We start from the raw sequence: 21,085 nt of genomic DNA on the forward strand, positions 1-21,085 counted from the left end.
CGGCAATCAATTGCCGATGGCACCCATCAGGCCTGGCGCAAACACGCCTGCGGGCTTCGGTTACCGCGCGCGTTCGGGCGTTCGCTGCGCATCAGCCGGATACGCTCGCCAGTGCCGCTGCCTCGGCGTGCAGTGCGGTGGTGTCGAACAACGGCAACTGCGCATCGGTGCTGTCCACCAGCAGCGAAATCTCGGTGCAGCCCAGGATGATCGCCTGCGCACCGTGCTGGCCGAGCTCGCCCATGACCTTGCAGAAGTATTCGCGCGATTCGGGCTTGATCACACCCTGGCAGAGTTCGTCGTAGATCACGCGATGCAGTTGTGCGCGTGCCTCTGCCGGCGGCACCAGTACGTCCAGGCCGCGTGCCTGCAGGCGCTGGCGATAGAACGGCTGCTCCATGGTGAAGCGCGTGCCGAGCAATCCGACCCGGCTGATGCCCGCTGCGACCAGCGCGTCGGCGGTGGCATCGGCGATATGCAGCAGCGGCAGTGGCGTCGCGGCGGTAATCGCGTCGGCAACGCAGTGCATGGTGTTGGTGCACAGCACGATGAAGTCGGCGCCTGCTGCCTGCAACGCACGCGCGGCTGCTGCCATCGCCTGGCCAGCGCTATCCCAATCGCCGGTGTGCTGCAGCCGCTCGATCTCGTGGAAATTAACGCTATACAGCAGCAGCTTCGCCGAATGCAGGCCGCCGCATGCATGGCGGACGCGCTGATTGATGATGCGGTAGTAGGGCAGCGTGGATTCCCAGCTCATTCCACCGATCAAACCGATTGTCTTGCTTGGAACCGGCATGCGAACTCCATGATACGACAGCGGATGAGGTTGCCAGAGCTACGCCACGCAGCGTGCGCTGCGCATGGGACTGGAGTGTATGTCGGCGTCCGGACCAGATGTATTCGCGATCATGCCCAGGCAGGTCGGGATGCCGGGTTCACTCGCCCGGCTTGGCGCCTTCCACTGGTGCATGCGTAGCGGCGCGACGCGCCAGCACCGTTTCGCGATGGGCGATATAGACATTGGCGCCGATGATGATGGCCGCACCGATCACGGTATGGCGTTCGATCGCCTCGCCGAACAGCCACCAACCCAGCAACGCCACCAGGGGCAGCTGCATGAAACTGATCGGCTGCAACGCAGAGACTTCGCCCAGCTTGAGTGCGCGCGTCCAGAACAACTGCCCGGCGGTGCCGAAGATGCCGGTGGCCACCAGCCATACCCAGCCGATGCCCTGCGGCCAGTTCCATTGGAACAGCGCCGGAATCAGCGACATCGGCACCCAGAACACGTAGGTGTAGAAGACCACCGTGTCGGAGTCGTCGCTGCGCGAGAGCTGTTTGATCTGGATCGCGACGATGGCGCTGATGACCGCAGCCAACAGCGCAATCAGCAAGCCGGGCGTGAACGTGGACGAGCCTGGTCGCAGGATCACCAGGACGCCGATAAAACCCGCCGCCACCGCCAGCCAGCGCCGCAGCCGGACCTGCTCATGCAGCCACACCACGGCCAACACGGTGACGAATAATGGCGTGGAGTAGGAGAGCGAGATGGCCTGCGACAGGGGCAGATGGCCGATCGCCCAAAACCCGCACAGCATCGAGGCCAGGCCGATCAAGGTGCGGGCGAAATACTGCGGCAATTGTCGCGTGCGCGGCAGCGGCTTGCCCGGCCGCACGATCAACGGCAACAACGCCAGCAACCCGAACGCATTGCGGAAAAATGCGATCTCGGTCGTCGCAATCGTGCTCGAGGCCAGGCGGATGGTGATTGCCATCAACCCGAAGGCGAAGGTACTGGTGAGCATCCACAGCGCGGCTCGCCGCGATACCTGCGCTGGGGTCACCAATGCGCCCCGATGATGCGCGGTTCCGGTTCCAGGATCACCGAATAGCGCTCGCGCACCGACTCGGCAATGCGCCGCGCGAAATCCAGCAACTGCGCGCCCGTGGCGGTGCCGTAATTGACCAGCACCAGCGCATGCTCGGGCGACACGCCGGCATCGCCCTCGCGCCTGCCCTTCCAGCCGCATTGCTCGATCAGCCAGGCGGCCGACAATTTGCCCTGGCCGGCATGCTCGCCCGGATACACCGGCATGTCGGCAAAGCTGGCCTGCAAGGCGGCAATCTGTTCGCTCGGCAGCAATGGGTTCTTGAAGAAGCTGCCCGCATTGCCCAGCACATCCGGGTCCGGCAACTTGCGGCGCCGGATGTTGATCACCGCCTGCGCCACATCGGCCGCGCCCGCCAGTTCGGCGCCCATGCGCGCCAGTTCCTCGCGAATGCCTGCGTAGTCCAGTCGCAGTTCGTGCAGCAGCGGTAGATTGAATTCCACCGCCACGATCAGATAACGCTCGGGCTGCTGCTTGAACACGCTGTCGCGGTAGCCGAACGCGCAGTCGGCCGCATCCAGCCGCACGAACTGCTGGCTATGCCGGTCGAAGGCTTCCACCACGTGGATGAAGTCGCCCACCTGCGCGCCGTACGCGCCGATGTTCTGGATCGGGCAGGCGCCCACGGTGCCCGGAATCAGTGCCAGATTTTCCAGCCCCGACAAGCCCTGCTGCAGCGAGTACAGCACCAGCGCATGCCAGTTCACGCCGGCGCCGGCCCGCACGATGGCGTGGTCGGCACGGTGCGCGATGATGGAAGTCTGGCGGTTGTCGAAGCACAGCACGCAGCCGGGCGGATCGCCGGCTAGCAAGACATTGCTGCCGCTGCCCAGCACCAGCAACGGTTGTCCGGCGATCTCGGGCGCGGCCAATGCCTGCGGCAATGCCTCGGGCGCGTGGATGTTGAGCAACCAGCGCGCGGTGGCCTCCACATGGAAGGTGTTGAGCGCGCGCAGCGGCGCCTGTTCGCTCAGCTGCCAGCCTGTGTGCACTGCATCGCTCATAACGGCGACACCGCACCGCCGCTGGGTGCTTCGCGACGGCGTCGGATGGCGTTGACGCATTCGCCGATGAGCTGCGGGCCGCGATACACCAACCCGCTGTAGCACTGCACCAGGCTCGCACCGGCTGCCATCTTGGCCACCGCATCGGCGCCGGAGTTGATGCCGCCCACGCCAATCAACGGAATCGATTCGGGCAGGCGCGCGCGCAGGCGCCGCAGCACCAACGTGGATTGCCCCAGCAGCGGCGCGCCGGACAGACCGCCGGCTTCGGCAGCCAGCGGGTGATTGGCCACCAGTGTGCGTGTCACCGTGGTGTTGGTTGCGATCACGCCATCCACTGCCAGGTCGGCCAGCACGCGTGCGGCGGCATCGATGTCGCGGTCGTTGAGGTCCGGCGCCACCTTGACCAGCATCGGCACCCGTTTGCCGTGTTGCGCGCTTAGCACTTCCTGGGTTTCGCGCAAGTCGGAAATCAGACGGCGCAACGATTGTTCTTCCTGCAACTCGCGCAAGCCTGCAGTATTGGGCGAGGAGATGTTGACCGTGATGTAGTCGGCCAGCGGATACACGCGCTCCATGCAGTAACGGTAGTCACTGGTGGCCTCCTCGTTGGGCGTGTCCTTGTTCTTGCCGATGTTGATGCCGAGCAGGCCTCCCGTGCGGCGTGCGCGCTGCACGTTGGCCACCAGCGCATCCACGCCCAGATTGTTGAAGCCCATGCGGTTGATCACCGCCTGGTATTCCGGCAATCGGAACATGCGTGGCTTCGGGTTGCCCTCCTGCGCGCGGGGCGTCACCGTGCCGATCTCGACAAAGCCGAAGCCCAGCGCAAACAACGCATCGATGTGCTCGCCGTTCTTGTCCAGCCCGGCACCCAGCCCGACCGGGTTGGGGAACATCAGGCCGAAGGCCGGAGTAGGCAGCGGCACCGGGCGCCTGGCCAGCAATGCCGTGGTGCCGGTGCGGTAGGCGGTGTCGATGGAGCGCAACGCCAGCGCGTGGGCGCGCTCGGCATCCAGGGAAAACAGAAAGGGGCGGGCAAGCGAATACATGCGGGTCAGTTCAATCTCCCGGCGAACACGCGGGTTTGGTATTGGAAGTCGATCAGCCCATTGTGCGCATATGCATCGAACAACGTGCGGAGTGCGGCGAGCATCGGGGCATGACGTGGGTCGTGCGCAAGCGGGGCGTACGAGGACGATAGCAGGCGGCCGCGCAAGCTCTCGAAGTCCAGCCGCTGCACGTTCGGAAAGCGCGCCATCGCGCAGAAGCCATCGCCGAACCACGCCTGCATGGTGGCATCGTCCTGATACCGCTCGGCCACTGCGGAATAGTCGGTGCCGTAATCCAGCAGCAACTGCTCGTAGCCGCGCAGGAACGCGGTGCTGTCCAGTTCGCGCGAATTCCAGTACACCACCGCCAGCCCGCCGGGCTGCAGGATGCGCGCCCATTCGGCGTGCACGGCCTGCATGTCGAACCAGTGGAAGGCCTGCGCCGCAGACACCAGGCCCACGCTGGCATCGGCCAGCCCGGTGGCTTCGGCGGTGCCGTCGATCGCCTGAAACTTGGGAAATTCCGCCAACCACTGCAGCGCCGCGTCACGCATGGCCTGGTTGGGCTCCACCGCCGTCACCGCATGCCCGGCTTCCAGAAACAGGCGGCTGGAAATGCCGGTGCCGGCGCCGATGTCGGCCACTGCCGTTGCGGGCGTCACGCCCAGTTCGTCATGCAGCCAACGCAGCAGCTGCGGCGGGTAACTGGGCCGGTAGCGCACATAGGCCGCTACGCGGTCGTTGAAGCGCTGGGCGGAGGAGGGCGTGGCCATGCTCAACTGTTGGCGGCCGCAAGCCAGGCCATGCCGCCAAAGAACAGCAGGAAAAACGCGATTCCCACCACCCAGAGCGCCACCGCCAGCCAGCCCATGATGAGGCCGCCGATGGCCAGGCCGTCGCCGTCCAGACCCTGGGGATTGCGGCGGATTTCCGCGCGGGCCAGATGCCCGGTAATGATGGCGCAGATGCTGCCCAGGAACGGGATCAGCGTCCAGCCGAGAATGCCCGCAACCAGGCTGACGATCGCCATGGCGCTGGTCTGTCGAACGACAACGTTCATCATGAACTCCTTGAAAGGCGGGCAGCCGAAGGCTGGCGTCGCATGATTATCCCAGAGCCGCCGGGCAAAAGGCGTGCCGTTTGCGGCCAAACGTCGTTGCGGGGCTGGTTTTGCGGGCGGGAGCGGCTGAAATGGCTGCTCGTGCGGGTAGGGCGTGGTCATGCCCGTCGAGACGCGTCCTGCCGGACGCTGGCTGTCGGTGGTGCCGAACGGGCGCCATGTGGCCCGGCGGGTTCAAGCCGGGCCGGTGCCACGGGGCGCCTGCGTTGTATCGCCGGCGGACGCTGCGCCCCGTGCAGAGGTGGCGTACGTTGCACAGAGCCGGATCGGCGAACGTCGCCTGCCGCCGCCGGCGCTTCCTGGCTGCCACTGCCGCTGCGATGGCGAGAACCACCGGATTGTGTGCGTCGGCTACGCAGCGCGGGCCGCTGCAACAGGCTCGTTGCGACCATGCGGCGCGCCGAGCATATGCCCGGCGCGCCATGCAATCTCGATCAAAGATCGAACTTGATGCCCTGCGCCAGGGGCAGCGAATCGGAGTAGTTGATGGTGTTGGTCTGACGACGCATATACACCTTCCACGCATCCGAGCCAGACTCGCGCCCGCCGCCGGTTTCCTTCTCGCCGCCGAACGCGCCACCGATCTCCGCACCCGAGGTGCCGATGTTGACGTTGGCGATACCGCAGTCGCTGCCTGCCGCCGACAGGAACTTCTCGGCGGCCTTGAGGTTCTGGGTGAAGATCGACGACGACAGGCCCTGCGGCACGCCGTTCTGCAGCTCGATCGCCTCATCCAGCGTGCTGTACTTCATCACGTACAGGATCGGCGCGAAGGTCTCGTGCTGCACCACTGCGTCGCTGTTCTGCAGCCCCGTGACAATGGCCGGCAGCACGAAGTTGCCCGGGCGATCGATCGCCGTGCCGCCCACTTCGACGGTGCCGCCGGCCGCCTTGGCCTTGGCGATCGAGTCCAGGAACTGCGCAACGGCGCCCTGGCTGTTGAGCGGGCCCATCAGGTTTGCCGGGTCGGTGGGGTCGCCGATCTTGCTGTCGAGCTGCTTGTACGCCTTGACTAGCGTCGCCAGCACGGTGTCATAGATGGAGGCGTGCACGATCAGGCGGCGCGTGGTGGTGCAGCGCTGCCCGGCAGTGCCAACGGCACCGAACACGATGCCCGGGATGGCCAGCTTCAGATCGGCGGTTTCGTCCAGGATGATGGCGTTGTTGCCGCCCAATTCCAGCAGGCAGCGGCCCAGTCGACGGGCGACTTTCTCTGCCACCACGCGGCCAATCTGGGTCGAACCGGTGAAGCTGATCAGCGGCACGCGGGTGTCTTCGACCAGCTTTTCCGACAGCGCCGTGCCGGCATCGTTGATCAGGAAGAAGATGTCCGGGAAGCCGGCGTCCTTCAGTGCCGCGTTGCAGATCTTCATCGTCGCGATCGCGGTCAGCGGCGTCTTGTTGGACGGCTTCCAGATGCAGATATCGCCGCAAATCGCCGCCAGAAACGCATTCCAGGCCCACACCGCCACCGGGAAGTTGAACGCGCTGATGATGCCCACCAGCCCCAGCGGCTGGTACTGCTCGTACATGCGGTGGCCGGGGCGCTCCGAATGCATGGTGTAGCCGTAGAGCATGCGGCTCTGGCCCACGGCAAAGTCGGCGATGTCGATCATCTCCTGCACTTCGCCGTCGCCTTCTGGCTTGCTCTTGCCCATTTCCAGCGCCACCAGCGAACCGAGCGCATCCTTGTGCGCACGCAGCGCCTCGCCGCACAGGCGCACGGCCTCACCGCGACGCGGCGCCGGCGTGGTACGCCACACCTTGAAGGCTGCCTGCGCGCGCTGGACGATCAGCTCGTAGTCTTCCGGCGTGGTGGCCTGCACCTCGGCGATCACCGCATTGGTGGTCGGATTGAGCGGCTGCAGCACCCCGGCGCCGGTGGCCTGCGACCAGGTCGCCTCGCCAAGATAGGTGCCGGAATTGGACGCAGCGAGGTCGAGCGCCTTGAGCAGGTCAGCGGACATGGGATCTCCTGGAAACAGTGGCGGTCACGGTGGCCGAGCCATCCGCAACACGGTAGCCGGCGATTTTAGCAGGCTCCGCCGGCCACCTACCGGCTTGGCAATCGCAACGATCGTGCGACAATGCCGCCCTTGGCCCCGTAGCTCAGCTGGATAGAGCGTCCCCCTCCTAAGGAAGAGGGGAAATTGTGGGGCCACCTTTATCTCATCTAACCTGTTGTTTAATAAGGCATGTGGCTGACCCTGCAGTGGGCGACATGCAGGTCTAGACAACTTAAAGCAGCTTCCAACAGCGCTTGTTCGCCACAGAATTGCCACGGCTTCCAAGGTCTCTTTGGCTACGCTATAAGACAGTTGTAATGAGTCTAGGGATGGCCCATCGCACATGTCTGCAAGCGCGCTTCAAACGCTTCGAGAGTTGTATCCGCAGCGATATGCACTTCGGCCCGAAGAGGTCGCATATGTGCTTCGTGGTCAGAGCACGAGAGGGGTGGTGCAGCGCGTGCGTGAAGGGATGCAGTCAGGGCGCTATCCGGGTGCCCGAAAGATCGATGGATTAATCCAGATGCCGCTTGAAGCCTTGGCTGAGATCTTGGATCCAGCGCCGACACCTCAGCCGGTCACCCCCACCATCACCTCTTCATCCTCGCGACGCCGATCGGCGATAGGGCCGCGTCTAGGCTTTGTGCGTGCTGCTACCTTCTGGGAGCAAGTGATGGGGGCACTTGGCGAGCAGGAATTGGCCGGTGAGCTGGGGGAGGTCGCGGCTGAGGTGCTGAATGAGCTTCGCTATGAGGAAGCAAAGGCGAAGGCTGAGCGTGTCAGGCACGAGCTAATTAAGGACCAGTGCTGGCCAATTTAGAAGCTGGAAGCGCTGCGCATGAGCGGCAAGCAACAGGGGGATGCATGATCGAGATAAAGCTTTACGGCGAAAGCCGTGTGCTGCAATTTGAGTCAAAAACACAAGTTCAGACGTGGCTTGAAAAGGAGCAAGAGGCTTGGCAGGAGCTAGATATTGATCCAGACGACAGTCTCGCTGCCTCCTTTATCAGTGAGCATTCGAACTTCGTTGAGGCATTAGCGCGCTTCGTTGAGTCCTCTGACTCGGACGAATCCCCCGCTGCTGTCTTCTCACCGGTAACAAGAGGGCTAGTGTTTACACACAGCTCGTCGAACTTTCCGACGCTGCGGACCATGTCGCGAAGGAGCGGCAATGCGTTTGGCATGGCCTATGCGGCGTTTCGTTCTGATTACACAGCGCAGTGGCGACGATCAACCTTCACGGCCCAACAGCTCGCTTGGTTGCGCAGCTTAGTCATTATCTCCGCAAGCCGTTTTGACCCTGATATCGATCAGGTAGAAGAAGTGCGGCAGGCAAGCGAGAGGTTGAATAAGAAGCAAGCTTACTTGATTGAAACGCTCGAAGCTCGCATAGAAGAGCAATCTCAGCAGATTGAGAAGTTCAAGAACGACTTCGATATCAGCGAGCATCAGCGAGGTGAATCTTGGGGCGTAGGTCAAATTGAGATTCAAAAGGAGTGGGCTGATCAGTCACAGACTCGTGCTGACGAGTGGGATGGATTGAAGAGGGTCTATGACACGGAGCTGGGATTGAGAGCGCCGACGACCTATTGGCAAGATCGCGCCACGACTCAGCTCAGGGCGTCTGTCATCTAGGGGATTGCCTTTACTCTTGTGATGACTGTTCTTTCTTGGATATTTATTGCGAAAGGCGTTCCGTATCTATCTGGAATCAAAGAGAAAGCCAATGTCTTCATTGGACTGGCTCCTTTGGTTATACCAGCTTTTGCCGCAATCTGGATCTTGCGCATCTTGGGTCGGCTCTTGTCTGAGAGCCTTGCGCTGATGCGCGATGCCAGTGAGCGAAGAACTTTGGTGATGACATTCCTAGCGCTTATGAAGGACAACTCAACCGGGAAATCAGTCATCAAAGATGAAGATCGCATCTTGATCTTGCATGCTTTGTTCCGGCCTTCCAGCGGCGCGGTTGTTGATGACGCTCCGCCTGTTCACTGGTTCGATCTTCTTTCAAGCCGCGTTGGCAACAAGAAGTAATCCCCAAACAAATAGTTCTTAGAAGCCATGCAACAGCTTGATCACTACCTCAAAAATCCCCAGCCTGGCTATGCCTGCCTTATCACGGGTGGCTGGGGTGTTGGGAAGTCCTTCCATTGGCAGATTTACGCGCGGAAATTGCAGGGCATGAAGCCGATCACCTTCTCGGCTGCCGGACTGCAAACAGCCGAGGATCTTGAACGCGCTCTGTTCCAAGCATCGGTTGATGAAATCGCGGGCACAACCGTTGCAGAGGTTGGTGCGGTGATTGGTCGTGCCCTTCTTCGCGTAGCGAAAATTGACCCCGATGACATCAAATGGAAGGCTGATCTCACGCGGGACAGAACGGTTGTTTGCATTGATGACGTTGAACGCTTTGCGGGTCATTTCAATGTCATCTTTGGCTTCATCGTCAACCTCATCGATGCCAGTGTCGTTCATTGTGTTCTGATCGCAGACGAGGGAAGAGCGCTTAATAAGTTTGACGACTATGCGTTGTTCAAAGAGCGAATCGTTGGAAAGACATTAACGGTGAGGCCTGACCCGGCACAGTTCTGCGAATACATCATTAAAGGGTTCTCGCGACCTCAGAATCGTGAGGCTATGCTTGCTGGTCTTGATGGCTTGGTGGGACTAATCGATCAGGCTAAGCTGGAAAATTTGCGAACCGTGCGCTTTTTCCTCACTGAGTTGGATCTGCTTTGCTCCGGGCTTCCGCTAGAAGTCTTGCCTTGCGTGATGAATAGTCACTTGCCGGCTGCGGTTTTGTTCTGGACTCGAGCTGTTTCAAAAGCGGCTGGAAGTGAGAAGGTCGCACGGCGGGTTTTTGCTAGCGACGCCGTGGGAATTTCGCTTGCGCTGCGGGAAATCGCCAAGCAAAAAGGGCATGTGAGAAGTGAAGAAAAGGATGAGCTTGGCGACCTGCTGGCCGATTTGGGTCTAACAAATGCAGCTAGCGCATGGCCGATGTCACAAGCATTCATCGATCACATGCAGGGGCAGCAAGGTGTTGACTACGCACGCTTGGCCGCTGACTTTGGGTTGCTAGAAGACCAACGCGCACATGATCCCATTGAAGTCATCCATCACTATGAGGGAAGGTCTGATGCAGAGGTTCAAGAGGCTATCAGAGCAGCCAGAGCTGAATTTTTCGATCAGAACCCCGTCGCACTAATGAGAATTCATCAGCTCTATCGAAGTCTATATTTCATGAGTGAACTGGGAATTTTTGAGGCCACGCCCGAGGACTGGACGCAAGAAGCCTTGCTTCGCCTGGAAGCACTATCCAACGACATAAGCCAAGTTGAAGCTGCTGCTTTTGAAAGCTGGCCGTCCCAGTATGACGAGAACGAACGACGGGTCGTCGAAAAGCTCTACGCGCTCAACGAAGCTCTGCAGAGGTTTGCCGAGCGCGATCGGCGCAAAAAGGCGCTGCGAATGCTGTTAGAAGGTGGCTTGCCTGACCGGGATGTGGCGACCACGCCACTTTTTGAGGACATGCCATCGCCAGAAGAATTCCTTGCTGAACTTAGAGAGCTGGGAACGAAAGCCGTTGCCAGATTTTCCGGAATTTTTCGCCAGCGTCTACGGATCAGCAATGCTCGTGACTTTGTCAGTCAAGATCGAGATTATGCGGCCGCATTGATGGAAGTCCTTGAAGAAAAAATCCCAATGAAGCGGCCGATGAGCTTGCTGGACGCTGAGCTTCGAAGGGCTATCAGCATTCTGCGGCAGTTCGTCGAACGGATGGACGAAGACGGTGCTGATGTGCGATAGCTTACTGGGCCCTCGCATTATTGTCGCACCATCTGAGACCAACCGCGCTCATACCATCCCGCCAAGCTCATCGACCGCCTTGCGCCGATCCAAAGAACCCTGGGTCGTCCCGCCCGAAGGTCTTGCGTGCGGCGCTGTCACGAACTCCAAGTCGTGAAGGAATACCAGCCTGGCAAGCAAGGGAGAGGTGTGGCACCTCCAGAAAGGCCCGTTACGCGCCTGATCTTGCAGGAGATATAGTGTGGTGCTTGAAGCCGGTCATCGAGCTTCTTTCACTGCTTACGTCATTACGGCAAGATTCAACTGACCCAATGCCTCGGGAAGCATGATGTCTGAGCCGGTTGAGAAGCTCTTTGAAGGTTCTGATGAGCTATTGGAGGCGTTGGCGCCGATCACAGCGGCTCCGCCGTTTGATCAAAGCGATCGGCTGCAAGTTTGTCGCGCGCTTTGTTTGCTTTCGATTGAGCACGCCGTTGCGAGTCGCTGCCTTCTTGCGGTTGGTGCGGGACCATCGACGGTTATCATCCACCGCGCGCAGTTCGAGGCGCTGGTGAGAGCCGTGTGGGTCCTTTATTGCGCAAACGATACCGAGGTGGCCTGCTTGCAAGACGAATTGACGCCGACAAGTGAATCACTGGCGGCTCGTTTGCCCATGCTATCCAAAATGCTGATCTCTCTTGAAGCGGTGAAGCAGGCAGCCGAGCCACTGCGGGTGTTTTTGGAGTTCAAGAAATACTCTTGGGCGGCACTCAACTCGTTTGTCCACGCGGGTGCACACGCGCTTCATCGGTTGCGAACGGGCTTCCCGCTTGAACTCGTTGAAGTTGTGGTCAAACAAAGCAACGCGTTGGTCGTGATGGCTCACATGCAACTCGCAATCACCGCAGGTAGCCAAGAGGCGGTGCGCTGGGTTGCCAAGACGTCGGACGGATTTCCCGCTGTGCTTCCTCCACGAATACGATAGGATTTTCAGGCAAGCGCCATCGCCCACAGGCCGTCAGGCTGATGAGTGGCAAGCTTGCGGTGCAAGTTGCTTGCAGTGAGACTTGAACGAAGGACGGTTTGGATGACAAATATCAGCAAGGCGGAAAGCTTCGAAGACGGATTTTTACGCGCTGCGCTTGAAGTCATCGCAAAGCGCGATGAGCGCGAGGCCATCATCACCAGCCAGGATTTCGATGGCCTGAAGCAACGACTTGATCGCTCACCGAGCACGACGCGCTTCACCCAAGCCATGGCAGAGTTTTACCTTGGCATCCCAAGGCGTCAGTTCGACAAGCTCAAACGAGAGCATGGCAATCCCTTTGCAGCGAGCAAAAGCACACCAAGATCCATCACCAAGGTGGACTTGCTGACGTGGTATGCCCAGGTCACCAAAGCTCGAGAGCGGATTCAGGAGCGCATCTCAGGCAAGTTTGGCCGAACGCGGAAGGGCTTTCCCTTCATTGTGATCCGCGAGTCCTCAGAAAAAAATCAAGAGCGTAATCTCGCACGCGGGGATCACGGACCTCGACATGAGTGCGATTGAAGAAGCCTTCCGCGATGGGGCAACGGTGGTGGCTCTGACCATGGATGAAGCCTTGGCGCTACCTTGGCAGTCAATTGGCGAGAAGAAGCGTTGGCGAAACGCCTACCGCTCGCATCTGATGACGGTCCATGCAGCCCAGATGGCCTTGCTGGATCGCCAAGAGCTGGAAGAAGACACGAAGCCCACTCAGCGCGGTCAGTCGCTCTAAGGAGCTTTGACTGCCTAATGCATCTCGCCGCTAGGATTGCCGGCGACGGATGAACGCTTGTTCAGCGATCAGGGGCGATTTCGTCCTTTAGCGGCGCGCGTGCGGTGCATAGATTGCGTTCCGAGGCTTGGCGCGGCGCCAACACGGAGAGCAGCATGAAATACATCATCGAGATCAATGCGACTGTCCAAGTCGCCCACTACATGACAGTCGAAGCAAGCTCGCCACAGGAGGCGCTTGCCCAATGCGACGTTGATGCAGTTGCCGATAGCGAATTCACGTTTGAAGATTGGTTCAATGAACCGAAGATTGATCGAATTGAAGACGCCACCGGCAAGCTGATTGCGTGCAACTACGAAGACGAGGTTCCCGACATTGGCGATCTGTAGTCATCATGGTGACCTCTAACCCCTACTGTGCCATGTCTAGTCCAAAAATTTGATCATCATTGGGGAATGGGCGGCATAGCAGCAGCCCATTCTTTGGAGAGTTCGTGGAAGGCATCTAAAGCTTTCAGGGCTTTAGAATGTGCACTCTTAAGATGAGGGATGATCTCTTTCAATCTTATGGGGTCTTCGTTGCCGATGCCCCATCCCAGATTCCCATCTCCATGGTCTATCCAAGTCGTGCGCGTTGTGACCCCGATGATCAATGATCGCGGAGCCCCATGCTGATAGTCATTCCTGAAATTACTACTGGCTTCGTTTAGTTCTTCAACTTGAAGATCTGAGAGAGCTGCGGCCATTGCGGGCCATGCGGACCAGTGACCCGCAACTTTCTTGGCAACGAGCATGTCGACATGGCTCTTTCCCTCCCATCCATGCTCTTTTCCTAAAAACGAGTTAGCCAACGCTCCGCATTCAACAACTGCGAAGATCAATTGGCCTCGTATAGACTGGGTCGCTGATATTGCGAGATTGGCCAAAGGCTCAATGTGCTCAAGCGACAGGGAAAATATCTGGTTGTTATCAAAGTGTTCGATTACCAGATCCCAAGCCTCAAGTTTCCTGATCATGGACCCAAAGGTGTTGATATGGTTCGCAAGTTCGCGAAGAGCGCGGCCTAAGGATTCGCTGAAAACCATGGCGGCGCCCGGGAGGCTTGCCAAATCCCGAAGAGGGTCATGGTAAGGGGCTGAGGGTAGTCTAGGGATATGGTTTTTTATGGCGCGATAGAGCTTGTAGCGCCCCACATGATATTTGTCGTCGTCCGTGAGTTCAGCCTCAACATCTAGAAGGACGCGGTTACGAAGCTTGAAGCGCTCAACATTATCTAACTCGGTCACGTGTGCCGCTCCGTTTCAGGTCGATGGAGGCGTCATTAGAGGATGTATTGCCTAAAAAATCCCTTAGTCGTATGTCAAAGCATTTGGTCCAGCATCGCGAAATGCCCGGCTCCTGACCAAAGCGATCGATTACCAATGACATACACCGCCTCCTTGGCGCGCGTGACTGCAACATTGAGGAGGTTTGGCGTCGATCCAGCCCATCCTCTCGCACCGTGCTGGGAAGACTGCGGAGCACCCAATACGAAGACCACGGCTTGCGCTTCCCGGCCTTGGACTGTGTGCACGGTGCCAATGCGCTCTTTGGTCCACTCGTAAGGGTTGTCCACCCAGCCGTTGAGCAAGCCCGAGCGACGGGCTAAGTCTCGAAGTTCGTCCTGCACCACGACAAATGGCGTGACGATGTAAAGATCAGGATCGATGCTGGCTGAGTGCAACGCCCGCAGGAGCGCGACCACTTGCTCGCCTTCCTCAGGCGAATACTTATCGCGTCCACTTCCGCGAACATCGATCCAGCGCGATGGACCCAAGACATCCCGGATGACCGAAGCCTCAGGCACTTTGGCTTGAACCATGAGGTTGTTGTAAGCAACTCGGTTAGAGACATCGAACATCGGCGAGGCGCAGCGCCTGTGGACCAGAAGCGGCGCGCCAACTGCGCGAGAACCCGAGGTGGTCTCAAAGCGCGCGCAATGCAAGCTTCCGTCGTCAGCAAGCGTTTGAGCAGAAGCGTTAGGAGCAGCAAAGCGATCCGGGTCAACCTTGAACTCGCGCATCACAGCTTGCGTGAGCACGGGTGGCAGCGGCACCACAGGCTCTACCTGTAATGGGTCGCCCACAATGAGCGCGTGCTTGGTGCGAAGCAACGCGCCAACAACCGACTGAGGCGTTGCTTGGCCAGCCTCATCGACGAGCAACCAACCTAGGCTCTCGTCAGGAAGCTGGTTGAACATACGCTCGACTGACGCAAAGGCAGTGGAAATAACCGGCACCACAAGAAACAGGCTTGCCCAAAGATCTGCTGCCAGGTGCTTGCGATCAGCGCCCAGCTTGAAGTTGCCGCCGACAAGGCCATTCAAGTTGCGAAGGAGTGGTAAGGCTGCCGCATCGATGAACGCGCGGTGGACAGCCACTGCGGCCTCAAATAGCTCGGATCGCTGGGCCTGAAGCTGCCGATCCAGCCAAGGCAACGCCAAATTCTTCGCGCCGTGCTCAAGATGGTGGAAGCTCGCATCAAGCACGCAAGCACCGTCGCCCACCTGAATGCTTCCGCATAGAGCAAGGGCCTTATCCAGTGCAGCCTTTGCTGCGGCGTGAGATGCGGTGGCACTTCGGGAAGCTTCGTGCGCTTGCTCAGATGCTTCGAGTGCCGCATCTTCTTCTGATTTTGCTTTCCGGTAGGCAACTTCTGCCTGAGCATGCGCGCGAGCAAGAGGGGTATGTGCAGCTTCCCATTGCTTAGAGCTGCTCGAACCAAACAAGCGCTTTAGGGCAAACAGTGCAGGACGTCCTCGCTCGTGTTGGCTCAGTGCTTCCCGGCTGCTTTCAAGCTGTCTCCTACTATCGCTCGATGCCGATTGCGCTGTCTGCGAAGACTCCATAGCTACGGCAGCACTTCGCTCAGCATCGGTCCTTTGCCGCGAGGCATGTTGCTCGCGCTCCCGCAGAGAAGGCAGCGCGCCAAGCGCCTGTCGAAGCGACTCCAACTCTGTCAGGCGCACGCGCACTCGCGCTGAGCAAGTCTGGAACTGCTGCCTCGCTTGCTGCCAACGCGTCAGTGCCTCAGCTGGATTTGAGGGGGCTTGGCAAAGCTCAGCCAGACCTTCGGGGTCAGATTCTTGGCGCGGCGTGACGCCACTGACGCGTTCTAGGTAGGTCTTGAACGAAAGATGCGACTCAGTCCAAAACGCTTTCCGAAAGCGCGAGCGATTGGTTGCATTGCCTAAGACAGCTGCGGAAAGGCCCCAGGCGTTTTTACCAAGCAGTTGGGTTGCCAACGGCTCGAAGTAGCGAAGCGTGCTTTCGGAGGCAATCGATTTGAGAGCCGGGATCTCTTCGCTTACATTCTCTACCGCCTTGTTGTTCGAGCTTGCCACGACCATTTCAAAGCCACGAAGCGATGGATCCGGCGCGAAAAGCTCTTGGGTCTCGCCCTTGATGCGTTTGCTCCATGAGGATTTGAAGGCCTTCTTGGGATCATCGAAGGCACACATGGCCTCAGCCCGACGCGTCAGCTGATCGGCCACGACATCGCGCAGTAGCGTGCTCTTGCCCGTGCCAGGCGGGCCATTGACGCCAAGCAGCGGGCTCGTCCTAGGCAGTTGCGAGGCTAGGTTTACCGCTACCTGCTGTAAGAGCGCCGGACGCTGGTTAGGTGGAGTGACCCAGCGCCCAAGGGGCGCAATGGCAGGCGACAACGCTTGGTCCAGCGCTTGGGGGTCATGCAAAAGATCATGCCGCTCCGATGGCTTGGTCTGCCCCAAAAAGCGCGCCAATGCGGGCGGAAGCTTTTGACGCATCGCGCGATCCTTAGCTTGGGCTAAGTCGCGCAAGAAGAAGCTGTTGAGCAGCAGCGGATCCGGGACGAGGCTGCTTCGAAAGCCGATGTAGGCAGCCACAGCAAACTGCGGGCCTTGCACCAGATCGGCAGGAAGTCCGAGGGTTTGCACCAGCCAAGAAAACGCCTTTTGAAGCGTGGTGTAAGCGATCGGAGTATCTGCCCCACTTGGATTGGGGCGAAGCTGTTTGGTCAGGCCCTCAATCAGGCGGCCTTCTTCCCTCGTCCAGGAAGCCAAATCGTGCAACGAGCCTTCGAGCGCAACGGGTAAGCCCCAGCCAAAAGCCGAGAGGGACACTGGCATGTCGCCAGCCAGCAGTCCGTCCTTGTCGACCAGGATCGACGCCAGAACGACTTCACCCTTGATGTTGGGCGGATTGGGGCGTGCGTCTTGAAAGCGCGTCAGAAGCTTGCCGAAAGCAGGTTCAGCGGCAAGCGTTCCGAGGACGATGTGAAAGTAGACCTTGAAGTTTGGCTTAGAGCGCGCGGAGCCGCCATCCCAAGGCAGCCCTGGTCCAATCGAAACGATATTCTGCGGAATGTTGCTCGCAAGCTCTGCTCGGCGCTTGAAGGTCGTGGGTGAGAGCACTTCCAGAGCTGACCAAGCATCAAGGATGTCCGGAACGCGATTGGTGTAGTTCACCGGTTTGAATTCAGGCACCGGGATGGTGGTCCCAGGTGGATGCTCCGTTGTATTGCTCGTCTCAGGACGAGGACGGGGGCGCGTTGGCTCGGTTGGGTCGCCCGGTCGGCCAGGCGGCGCCTGCTTGTGCGCGTCGTCAGCCCGGGCCTGTGCCCGGTAGCGATCCAAGGCGTTGACCACCTCAGTAGCAAGCTCCTTGGCACGCGGAGTTCGACGAAAGCCAAGTTCCTCCGCGAGTTCGGCAAGCGTGGCCTCGTCCGAAAGGGATGCAGCGTAAAGCTCTTCGAGCTGGTCGATGGATTTAGATAGATGTGGGCGGCTCATCCGTGGGCTCAGGTCTGCGGGCTACCCATGCAGTGTAGGACAAGCTTTGGCGCTAGCAAGGCTTTGGAGGAAGAGTGCCTTGACGAAATGCCTGGCTGCCCTATCTTGACAAGAGGGGTAGATATGAAAAGATCATTCAGGCAGAAGATTAAGAAAGCCATCCAGTCCAATAGCACAGCAGAAGCTGCCAAGCTTTGTCGAGCGCAACCCGATGTCGATGAAGCTGCTCGCGCGTCCATCGTGGAGGCGATTGGACTTGATCAGGAGGCTGTCGTCGAACATCTGTTGCCGCTATTGAAGCCCTCATGGCAGAGTGAGCCCTTGGTGACCGCCGCCAAATTTGGGAACACCGAGCTTGTCCGAACGCTCATCCCGTTTTGCGATGCAGAGGATGACGAAGCACTCTGCTCGGCGGCAAGACACGGCCACGTGGAGTGCGTCAAGCTCCTGCTCAAAGATTGTAATCCGCTGCAAGGCGACTCCCAAGCCTTGTTTGTAGCAGCGCTCAACGGCCACGCCGATGTCGTTTTCCAGTTGCTGTTGTGCTCGGATGCCAAAGCAGCCGGCAGCCGCGCGATCCTTGCTGCTTGCAGGGAAGGCCACTTGGATGTGGTCAAGCATCTGCTGCCGTTCTCGTCCAAAATTCTTTGCGCGCAATATGGCGTTGAGGAGGCGGCGAAGAACAATCGTGCTGAAGTCGTTGAGTTCCTGATCGAAGCTGGCCTTCCTGACCCCGAAGACACCTTCTCGTTAGGGCTGAATGTTGCCGCTGCCCAAGGTCATGAACAACTGGTTCGGACACTGCTTTGGGCAATCGTTAGAACAGGGCGTGCACCACGCGACTTTGGTCGGAGAGCAATGCTGACTGCGGCAAGCGCTGGCAATGCGTCAGTCGTCAAGTCGATCTTAGAGTTCGCGAACAAGGCCTGCTATCCGGAAGGCGGCTTGGTTGCAGCACTTCGAAACGGGCACGATGAAGTGGCGGATGTGCTGGTTCGACGGGTGAACTTAGATCATGTGCGGGACCTATTCGCAGATGAAGAGCTTGAAGCCAAGCTTGATGAGGCGATTGCAAGAGTTGATGCAGCGAAGCAGCACAGAGAGCTTCAAAGCAACGAGCGCAAGAGATCTGCGCAAAGCGGTGCGTCAGAGCCGGTAATGATGAACTCATCTCGTAGCGTGCGCTTTCAGTTAGATCAGAGAGTCACCTGCGATGCTGGCGCTTTGTGAGGTGCGATGCAAAACGCCCACGAAAAAGCTGGTGCAAAAGGAGGGAGGCTTTGGCGCTTTGGTTTTTGGGGCCGGCTGATTGAGACATAGAGCAAGCGCGTGATTGCGAATTGATCTGTGGCCTTGGGATGACGGTGCTTGTCGAAATCCAGCTGAGCAATGAGGAGTGCCGCCCAGCTAGGGCTCCACCCTTTTGCTTATCCGAGGTGGGACCTAACGGCCGCCCTGAAACTTGAAGGTGAAGCGAGCGGCGGATGCGGCAATCTCCCCAATGATGGGCATGGGCGTAGCATCGGTCAGCGTCAACATGCCATCGGCAACTGAGACCGGAACACCCAGCGTGAAGTCCATCTCCTTGGACCAGCCGCCACCAAGCACGGTCGCCCTAACGACCAACCGTCCAGCCTGGATGCATTGAACGTTGGCCGGGCAGCGGCTGTCTTCGATGACGCGATCGGGGCGCACCCTGGGGCCATCAACTGCCGCAATCTCTCCCAGACGCACGGGGCCTTCGATGGGGCGCCTTGCGACTGGGCCACCTGCCGCGCACCCGGCAAGTGATATGGCCATCAGTGCTGCAAGTGCTTCCACTCTCATCCAAAAGGTCAGGGCAGCTTTTCTTGGTTCGATTTGCATGGCTGGACGGCTCCGAAGATGGCCTGAGTGTCCCACAGCGTTGCAATCCAAGGCTGAGATGCGCACCAGATGCGATGAACTTGAATGCTGTGGGCATAGCCCTCCCTCTCCTGGCCCCTTCCCGCTAAAGTGCCCGACCTGTTGCGACCTGGCACCAAGTCCAGGGCAGTCTTGAAAGGAAGTGGTGTAGGTGTTCGGAGCTTTGGTGTTTTTGGTTGTCGTGCTCGCCACATCGTCAGTGGGAGCCGCAGAGCTGGTTGGGCGCGCGACCGTCACAGATGGCGATACGCTCACCGTAGCGAAAAAGCGCATCCGTCTATGGGGCATCGACGCCCCGGAGAGCACGCAGCAGTGCACCTCCCAGGATGGGCTCTCTTGGCCTTGTGGTCGACGGTCCGCCGCCGCGCTGGATCACTTTCTGTTGGACAAGACCGTTCGTTGCCAAGCCAAGGACACGGACCGCTATGGCCGGGTAGTCGCGGAGTGCTTCGTCCAAGGACAATCCGTCAACCGTTGGATGGTGCGCTCGGGCTGGGCGGTCGCGTATCGGCAATACGCCACAGCGTTCATCGCAGATGAGGCCAACGCGAAGCAGCAGCGGCGGAACGTGTGGCAGGGGCCCTTCCAGATGCCTGCCGACTACCGGCGCAGCAAGCGGGACCAGACGTCCGCCAGGCCCAGGTGACCGCGCCACCCGGGTCCAGCGGATGCCGCATCAAGGGCAACATCTCCCGCCAGGGCAAGAAGATCTACCACGTGCCCGGTCAGCGGAACTACGAGAGCACCAGCATCGACCTGAGCCATGGTGAGCGCATGTTCTGTAACCCCGAGGAGGCCATGCGGGCAGGGTGGCAGCCAGCAAAGCGCTGACATACCCTTGTCTGCCCACTTGGATGGATTGGAAGCAGCCCGGCAGCCTGCGGAGCAGAACGTGATGCAGGCGGAGGTCATCAAGCAGGACCAAGTGCGCCAGCAGCAGGTGGGATGACCCAGAAGCAAGCGCAAGAACAGGCAGCGCCGTCTCGGACGATGTGAAGTAGGGAAGGATAGACGTCCGGTCCGTTTCCGCGCAGAGGATGCTCGGTTCCTTAGGCGCTCCTGACACCGGCTTTCATGGCGTCACCCGTCGAATTTCCCAGTCACCACGAGCCAGCGTCCGGACCTGATGAAGGTCAGTGTCATAAATGGCGATCAGTTCAGCGCTGCTGGCGATGATGTGGCCTCGGATCTTCCGCTCGCCCTTCTCCCAGAGTTCTGAATCGCCGCGCGATACCGGACCAAGGAGACGCAGGACCGCTGCCAACAGTCCGACGAGAAATAGTGTCAGTGTGAGATAAACCCCCGAGGCAGCAATACCGGCTGATGAGGAAATAAGCTTAATCCATCGGTACGGAAGCAAAAGCTTGGAAGTCTCTTCGCGCCAGTAATCCGAGAGCATCATTGGCGGGATGCGAATCGACGTGCCAAGGCGTGGGAAGCACGTTCGTGGGGACGTAAGCGAAGCCGCAGTTTCCTGAGAGGGATGCTATGACGCGCTTTGCTCCGGAGCAAAGGGATTTTTTTTGCGGCTTGCTTTTTTGCGAGCCACAAAGCTCGATGCTTTAAAATTTTGTCGTTGACTGCGCAGCGGCGCACCATCAATCTGATTCGAAAGCTCCCTAATATCTCGATCTGAGACCTGTGCCTGGCGGAAATGATCTTGCCATGTATTGACCACGGCGATCACGGTGTCCACTTCCTGGGCCGCCTCAGGGGCGGACAGGCCAAAATCTTTCCTGATTAGCCCTGACCTT

General features: G+C 59.4%; 19 protein-coding genes and 2 pseudogenes. 9 read left to right on the plus strand and 12 right to left on the minus strand.

Features of this window, described 5'->3' with window-relative positions; translation table 11 throughout:
* Positions 1-91: 91 nt before the first annotated feature.
* The 7 genes from J7396_RS20890 to J7396_RS20920 all read right to left on the minus strand — a co-directional run bounded on the left by J7396_RS20890 (position 92) and on the right by J7396_RS20920 (position 7,032).
* Positions 92-796: an aspartate/glutamate racemase family protein gene (locus tag J7396_RS20890; RefSeq protein ID WP_209262042.1), complete on the minus strand. Its 705-nt coding sequence runs from the start codon at positions 794-796 to the stop codon at positions 92-94.
* Positions 797-935: 139 nt separating this feature from the next.
* Positions 936-1,847, minus strand: coding sequence for a DMT family transporter (locus J7396_RS20895; protein ID WP_029819248.1), 912 nt, complete (start codon positions 1,845-1,847; stop codon positions 936-938).
* Positions 1,841-2,893 (minus strand): UDP-N-acetylmuramate dehydrogenase, encoded by a 1,053-nt coding sequence (murB, locus tag J7396_RS20900; RefSeq protein ID WP_209262043.1) that lies wholly within the window; start codon positions 2,891-2,893, stop codon positions 1,841-1,843. The genes J7396_RS20895 and murB overlap by 7 nt, the downstream gene beginning before the upstream one ends.
* Positions 2,890-3,945 (minus strand): quinone-dependent dihydroorotate dehydrogenase, encoded by a 1,056-nt coding sequence (locus tag J7396_RS20905; RefSeq protein WP_014090028.1) that lies wholly within the window; start codon positions 3,943-3,945, stop codon positions 2,890-2,892. Before J7396_RS20905 ends, murB begins: the two co-directional genes overlap by 4 nt.
* A gap of 5 nt (positions 3,946-3,950) precedes the next feature.
* A complete protein-coding gene (locus J7396_RS20910; RefSeq protein ID WP_209262044.1) occupies positions 3,951-4,718 on the minus strand; it encodes a class I SAM-dependent methyltransferase in 768 nt (255 codons plus the stop codon).
* A 2-nt stretch (positions 4,719-4,720) separates the two neighbouring features.
* Complete coding sequence (locus tag J7396_RS20915) at positions 4,721-5,005, minus strand: DUF4190 domain-containing protein (protein ID WP_011347158.1); 285 nt, start codon at positions 5,003-5,005, stop codon at positions 4,721-4,723.
* Positions 5,006-5,499: 494 nt separating this feature from the next.
* Positions 5,500-7,032 (minus strand): aldehyde dehydrogenase family protein, encoded by a 1,533-nt coding sequence (locus tag J7396_RS20920; protein ID WP_003482014.1) that lies wholly within the window; start codon positions 7,030-7,032, stop codon positions 5,500-5,502.
* A 382-nt stretch (positions 7,033-7,414) separates the two neighbouring features.
* Between J7396_RS20920 and J7396_RS20925 the strand changes: the two genes are divergently transcribed.
* The 7 genes and pseudogenes from J7396_RS20925 (at position 7,415) to J7396_RS20955 (ending at position 13,006) form a co-directional block, all read left to right on the plus strand.
* Entirely contained in the window at positions 7,415-7,891 is a 477-nt protein-coding gene (locus J7396_RS20925; protein WP_078560602.1) for a hypothetical protein, read from the plus strand.
* Between the two features lie 44 nt (positions 7,892-7,935).
* The gene (locus J7396_RS20930) at positions 7,936-8,706 is read left to right on the plus strand and encodes a hypothetical protein (protein WP_078560601.1); all 771 of its coding nucleotides are present in this window, start codon (positions 7,936-7,938) and stop codon (positions 8,704-8,706) included.
* A 21-nt stretch (positions 8,707-8,727) separates the two neighbouring features.
* Entirely contained in the window at positions 8,728-9,105 is a 378-nt protein-coding gene (locus tag J7396_RS20935; RefSeq protein ID WP_209262045.1) for a DUF6161 domain-containing protein, read from the plus strand.
* A 27-nt stretch (positions 9,106-9,132) separates the two neighbouring features.
* Complete coding sequence (locus J7396_RS20940; RefSeq protein WP_209262046.1) at positions 9,133-10,881, plus strand: P-loop NTPase fold protein; 1,749 nt, start codon at positions 9,133-9,135, stop codon at positions 10,879-10,881.
* Between the two features lie 325 nt (positions 10,882-11,206).
* The gene (locus J7396_RS20945) at positions 11,207-11,845 is read left to right on the plus strand and encodes a hypothetical protein (RefSeq protein ID WP_082328442.1); all 639 of its coding nucleotides are present in this window, start codon (positions 11,207-11,209) and stop codon (positions 11,843-11,845) included.
* 102 nt (positions 11,846-11,947) lie between these two features.
* Positions 11,948-12,617: pseudogene (locus tag J7396_RS20950) on the plus strand (hypothetical protein).
* A gap of 155 nt (positions 12,618-12,772) precedes the next feature.
* Positions 12,773-13,006: a hypothetical protein gene (locus J7396_RS20955; RefSeq protein ID WP_039444760.1), complete on the plus strand. Its 234-nt coding sequence runs from the start codon at positions 12,773-12,775 to the stop codon at positions 13,004-13,006.
* 56 nt (positions 13,007-13,062) lie between these two features.
* Here the strand turns inward: J7396_RS20955 and J7396_RS20960 are convergent, their stop codons facing one another.
* Positions 13,063-13,902 carry a hypothetical protein gene (locus J7396_RS20960; RefSeq protein WP_033485489.1) on the minus strand — a complete coding sequence of 280 codons (840 nt, stop codon included), beginning with the start codon at positions 13,900-13,902 and terminating at the stop codon, positions 13,063-13,065.
* A gap of 74 nt (positions 13,903-13,976) precedes the next feature.
* Positions 13,977-17,426 (minus strand): DEAD/DEAH box helicase, encoded by a 3,450-nt coding sequence (locus J7396_RS20965; RefSeq protein ID WP_209262047.1) that lies wholly within the window; start codon positions 17,424-17,426, stop codon positions 13,977-13,979.
* A gap of 123 nt (positions 17,427-17,549) precedes the next feature.
* On the opposite strand from J7396_RS20965, the gene J7396_RS20970 reads away from it, so the two are divergent.
* Positions 17,550-18,656, plus strand: a complete 1,107-nt coding sequence (locus tag J7396_RS20970; protein WP_209262048.1) for an ankyrin repeat domain-containing protein — start codon at positions 17,550-17,552, stop codon at positions 18,654-18,656.
* A 213-nt stretch (positions 18,657-18,869) separates the two neighbouring features.
* On the opposite strand, the gene J7396_RS20975 is transcribed toward J7396_RS20970, so the two are convergent.
* Positions 18,870-19,226, minus strand: a complete 357-nt coding sequence (locus J7396_RS20975; RefSeq protein WP_232350919.1) for a hypothetical protein — start codon at positions 19,224-19,226, stop codon at positions 18,870-18,872.
* 271 nt (positions 19,227-19,497) lie between these two features.
* Between J7396_RS20975 and J7396_RS20980 the strand changes: the two are divergent.
* Positions 19,498-20,162: pseudogene (locus J7396_RS20980) on the plus strand (thermonuclease family protein).
* A gap of 241 nt (positions 20,163-20,403) precedes the next feature.
* Here J7396_RS20980 and J7396_RS20985 read toward each other — a convergent pair.
* On the minus strand, positions 20,404-20,733 hold the full coding sequence (locus J7396_RS20985; protein ID WP_244669785.1) for a hypothetical protein: 330 nt from the start codon (positions 20,731-20,733) through the stop codon (positions 20,404-20,406).
* 84 nt (positions 20,734-20,817) lie between these two features.
* Positions 20,818-21,085, minus strand: a 268-nt coding sequence (locus tag J7396_RS20990) for a hypothetical protein (RefSeq protein ID WP_209262049.1), incomplete at its 5' end; no start/stop codon positions are given.

This window comes from Xanthomonas sp. A1809, from assembly GCF_017746015.1.
In the GTDB taxonomy this organism is placed as follows: domain Bacteria; phylum Pseudomonadota; class Gammaproteobacteria; order Xanthomonadales; family Xanthomonadaceae; genus Xanthomonas; species Xanthomonas euvesicatoria.

Excerpts from the sequence above, each read along its gene's own strand:
- J7396_RS20935 (WP_209262045.1), top strand. The coding sequence starts at position 8,728 with ATGACTGTTCTTTCTTGGATATTTATTGCGAAAGGCGTTCCGTATCTA.
- J7396_RS20905 (WP_014090028.1), bottom strand. The coding sequence starts at position 3,945 with ATGTATTCGCTTGCCCGCCCCTTTCTGTTTTCCCTGGATGCCGAGCGC.
- J7396_RS20930 (WP_078560601.1), top strand. The coding sequence starts at position 7,936 with ATGATCGAGATAAAGCTTTACGGCGAAAGCCGTGTGCTGCAATTTGAG.
- J7396_RS20940 (WP_209262046.1), top strand. The coding sequence starts at position 9,133 with ATGCAACAGCTTGATCACTACCTCAAAAATCCCCAGCCTGGCTATGCC.
- J7396_RS20970 (WP_209262048.1), top strand. The coding sequence starts at position 17,550 with ATGAAAAGATCATTCAGGCAGAAGATTAAGAAAGCCATCCAGTCCAAT.
- J7396_RS20985 (WP_244669785.1), bottom strand. The coding sequence starts at position 20,733 with ATGATGCTCTCGGATTACTGGCGCGAAGAGACTTCCAAGCTTTTGCTT.
- J7396_RS20915 (WP_011347158.1), bottom strand. The coding sequence starts at position 5,005 with ATGAACGTTGTCGTTCGACAGACCAGCGCCATGGCGATCGTCAGCCTG.
- J7396_RS20925 (WP_078560602.1), top strand. The coding sequence starts at position 7,415 with ATGTCTGCAAGCGCGCTTCAAACGCTTCGAGAGTTGTATCCGCAGCGA.
- J7396_RS20920 (WP_003482014.1), bottom strand. The coding sequence starts at position 7,032 with ATGTCCGCTGACCTGCTCAAGGCGCTCGACCTCGCTGCGTCCAATTCC.
- murB (WP_209262043.1), bottom strand. The coding sequence starts at position 2,893 with ATGAGCGATGCAGTGCACACAGGCTGGCAGCTGAGCGAACAGGCGCCG.
- J7396_RS20945 (WP_082328442.1), top strand. The coding sequence starts at position 11,207 with ATGATGTCTGAGCCGGTTGAGAAGCTCTTTGAAGGTTCTGATGAGCTA.
- J7396_RS20890 (WP_209262042.1), bottom strand. The coding sequence starts at position 796 with ATGCCGGTTCCAAGCAAGACAATCGGTTTGATCGGTGGAATGAGCTGG.
- J7396_RS20965 (WP_209262047.1), bottom strand. The coding sequence starts at position 17,426 with ATGAGCCGCCCACATCTATCTAAATCCATCGACCAGCTCGAAGAGCTT.
- J7396_RS20955 (WP_039444760.1), top strand. The coding sequence starts at position 12,773 with ATGAAATACATCATCGAGATCAATGCGACTGTCCAAGTCGCCCACTAC.
- J7396_RS20975 (WP_232350919.1), bottom strand. The coding sequence starts at position 19,226 with ATGGCCATATCACTTGCCGGGTGCGCGGCAGGTGGCCCAGTCGCAAGG.
- J7396_RS20910 (WP_209262044.1), bottom strand. The coding sequence starts at position 4,718 with ATGGCCACGCCCTCCTCCGCCCAGCGCTTCAACGACCGCGTAGCGGCC.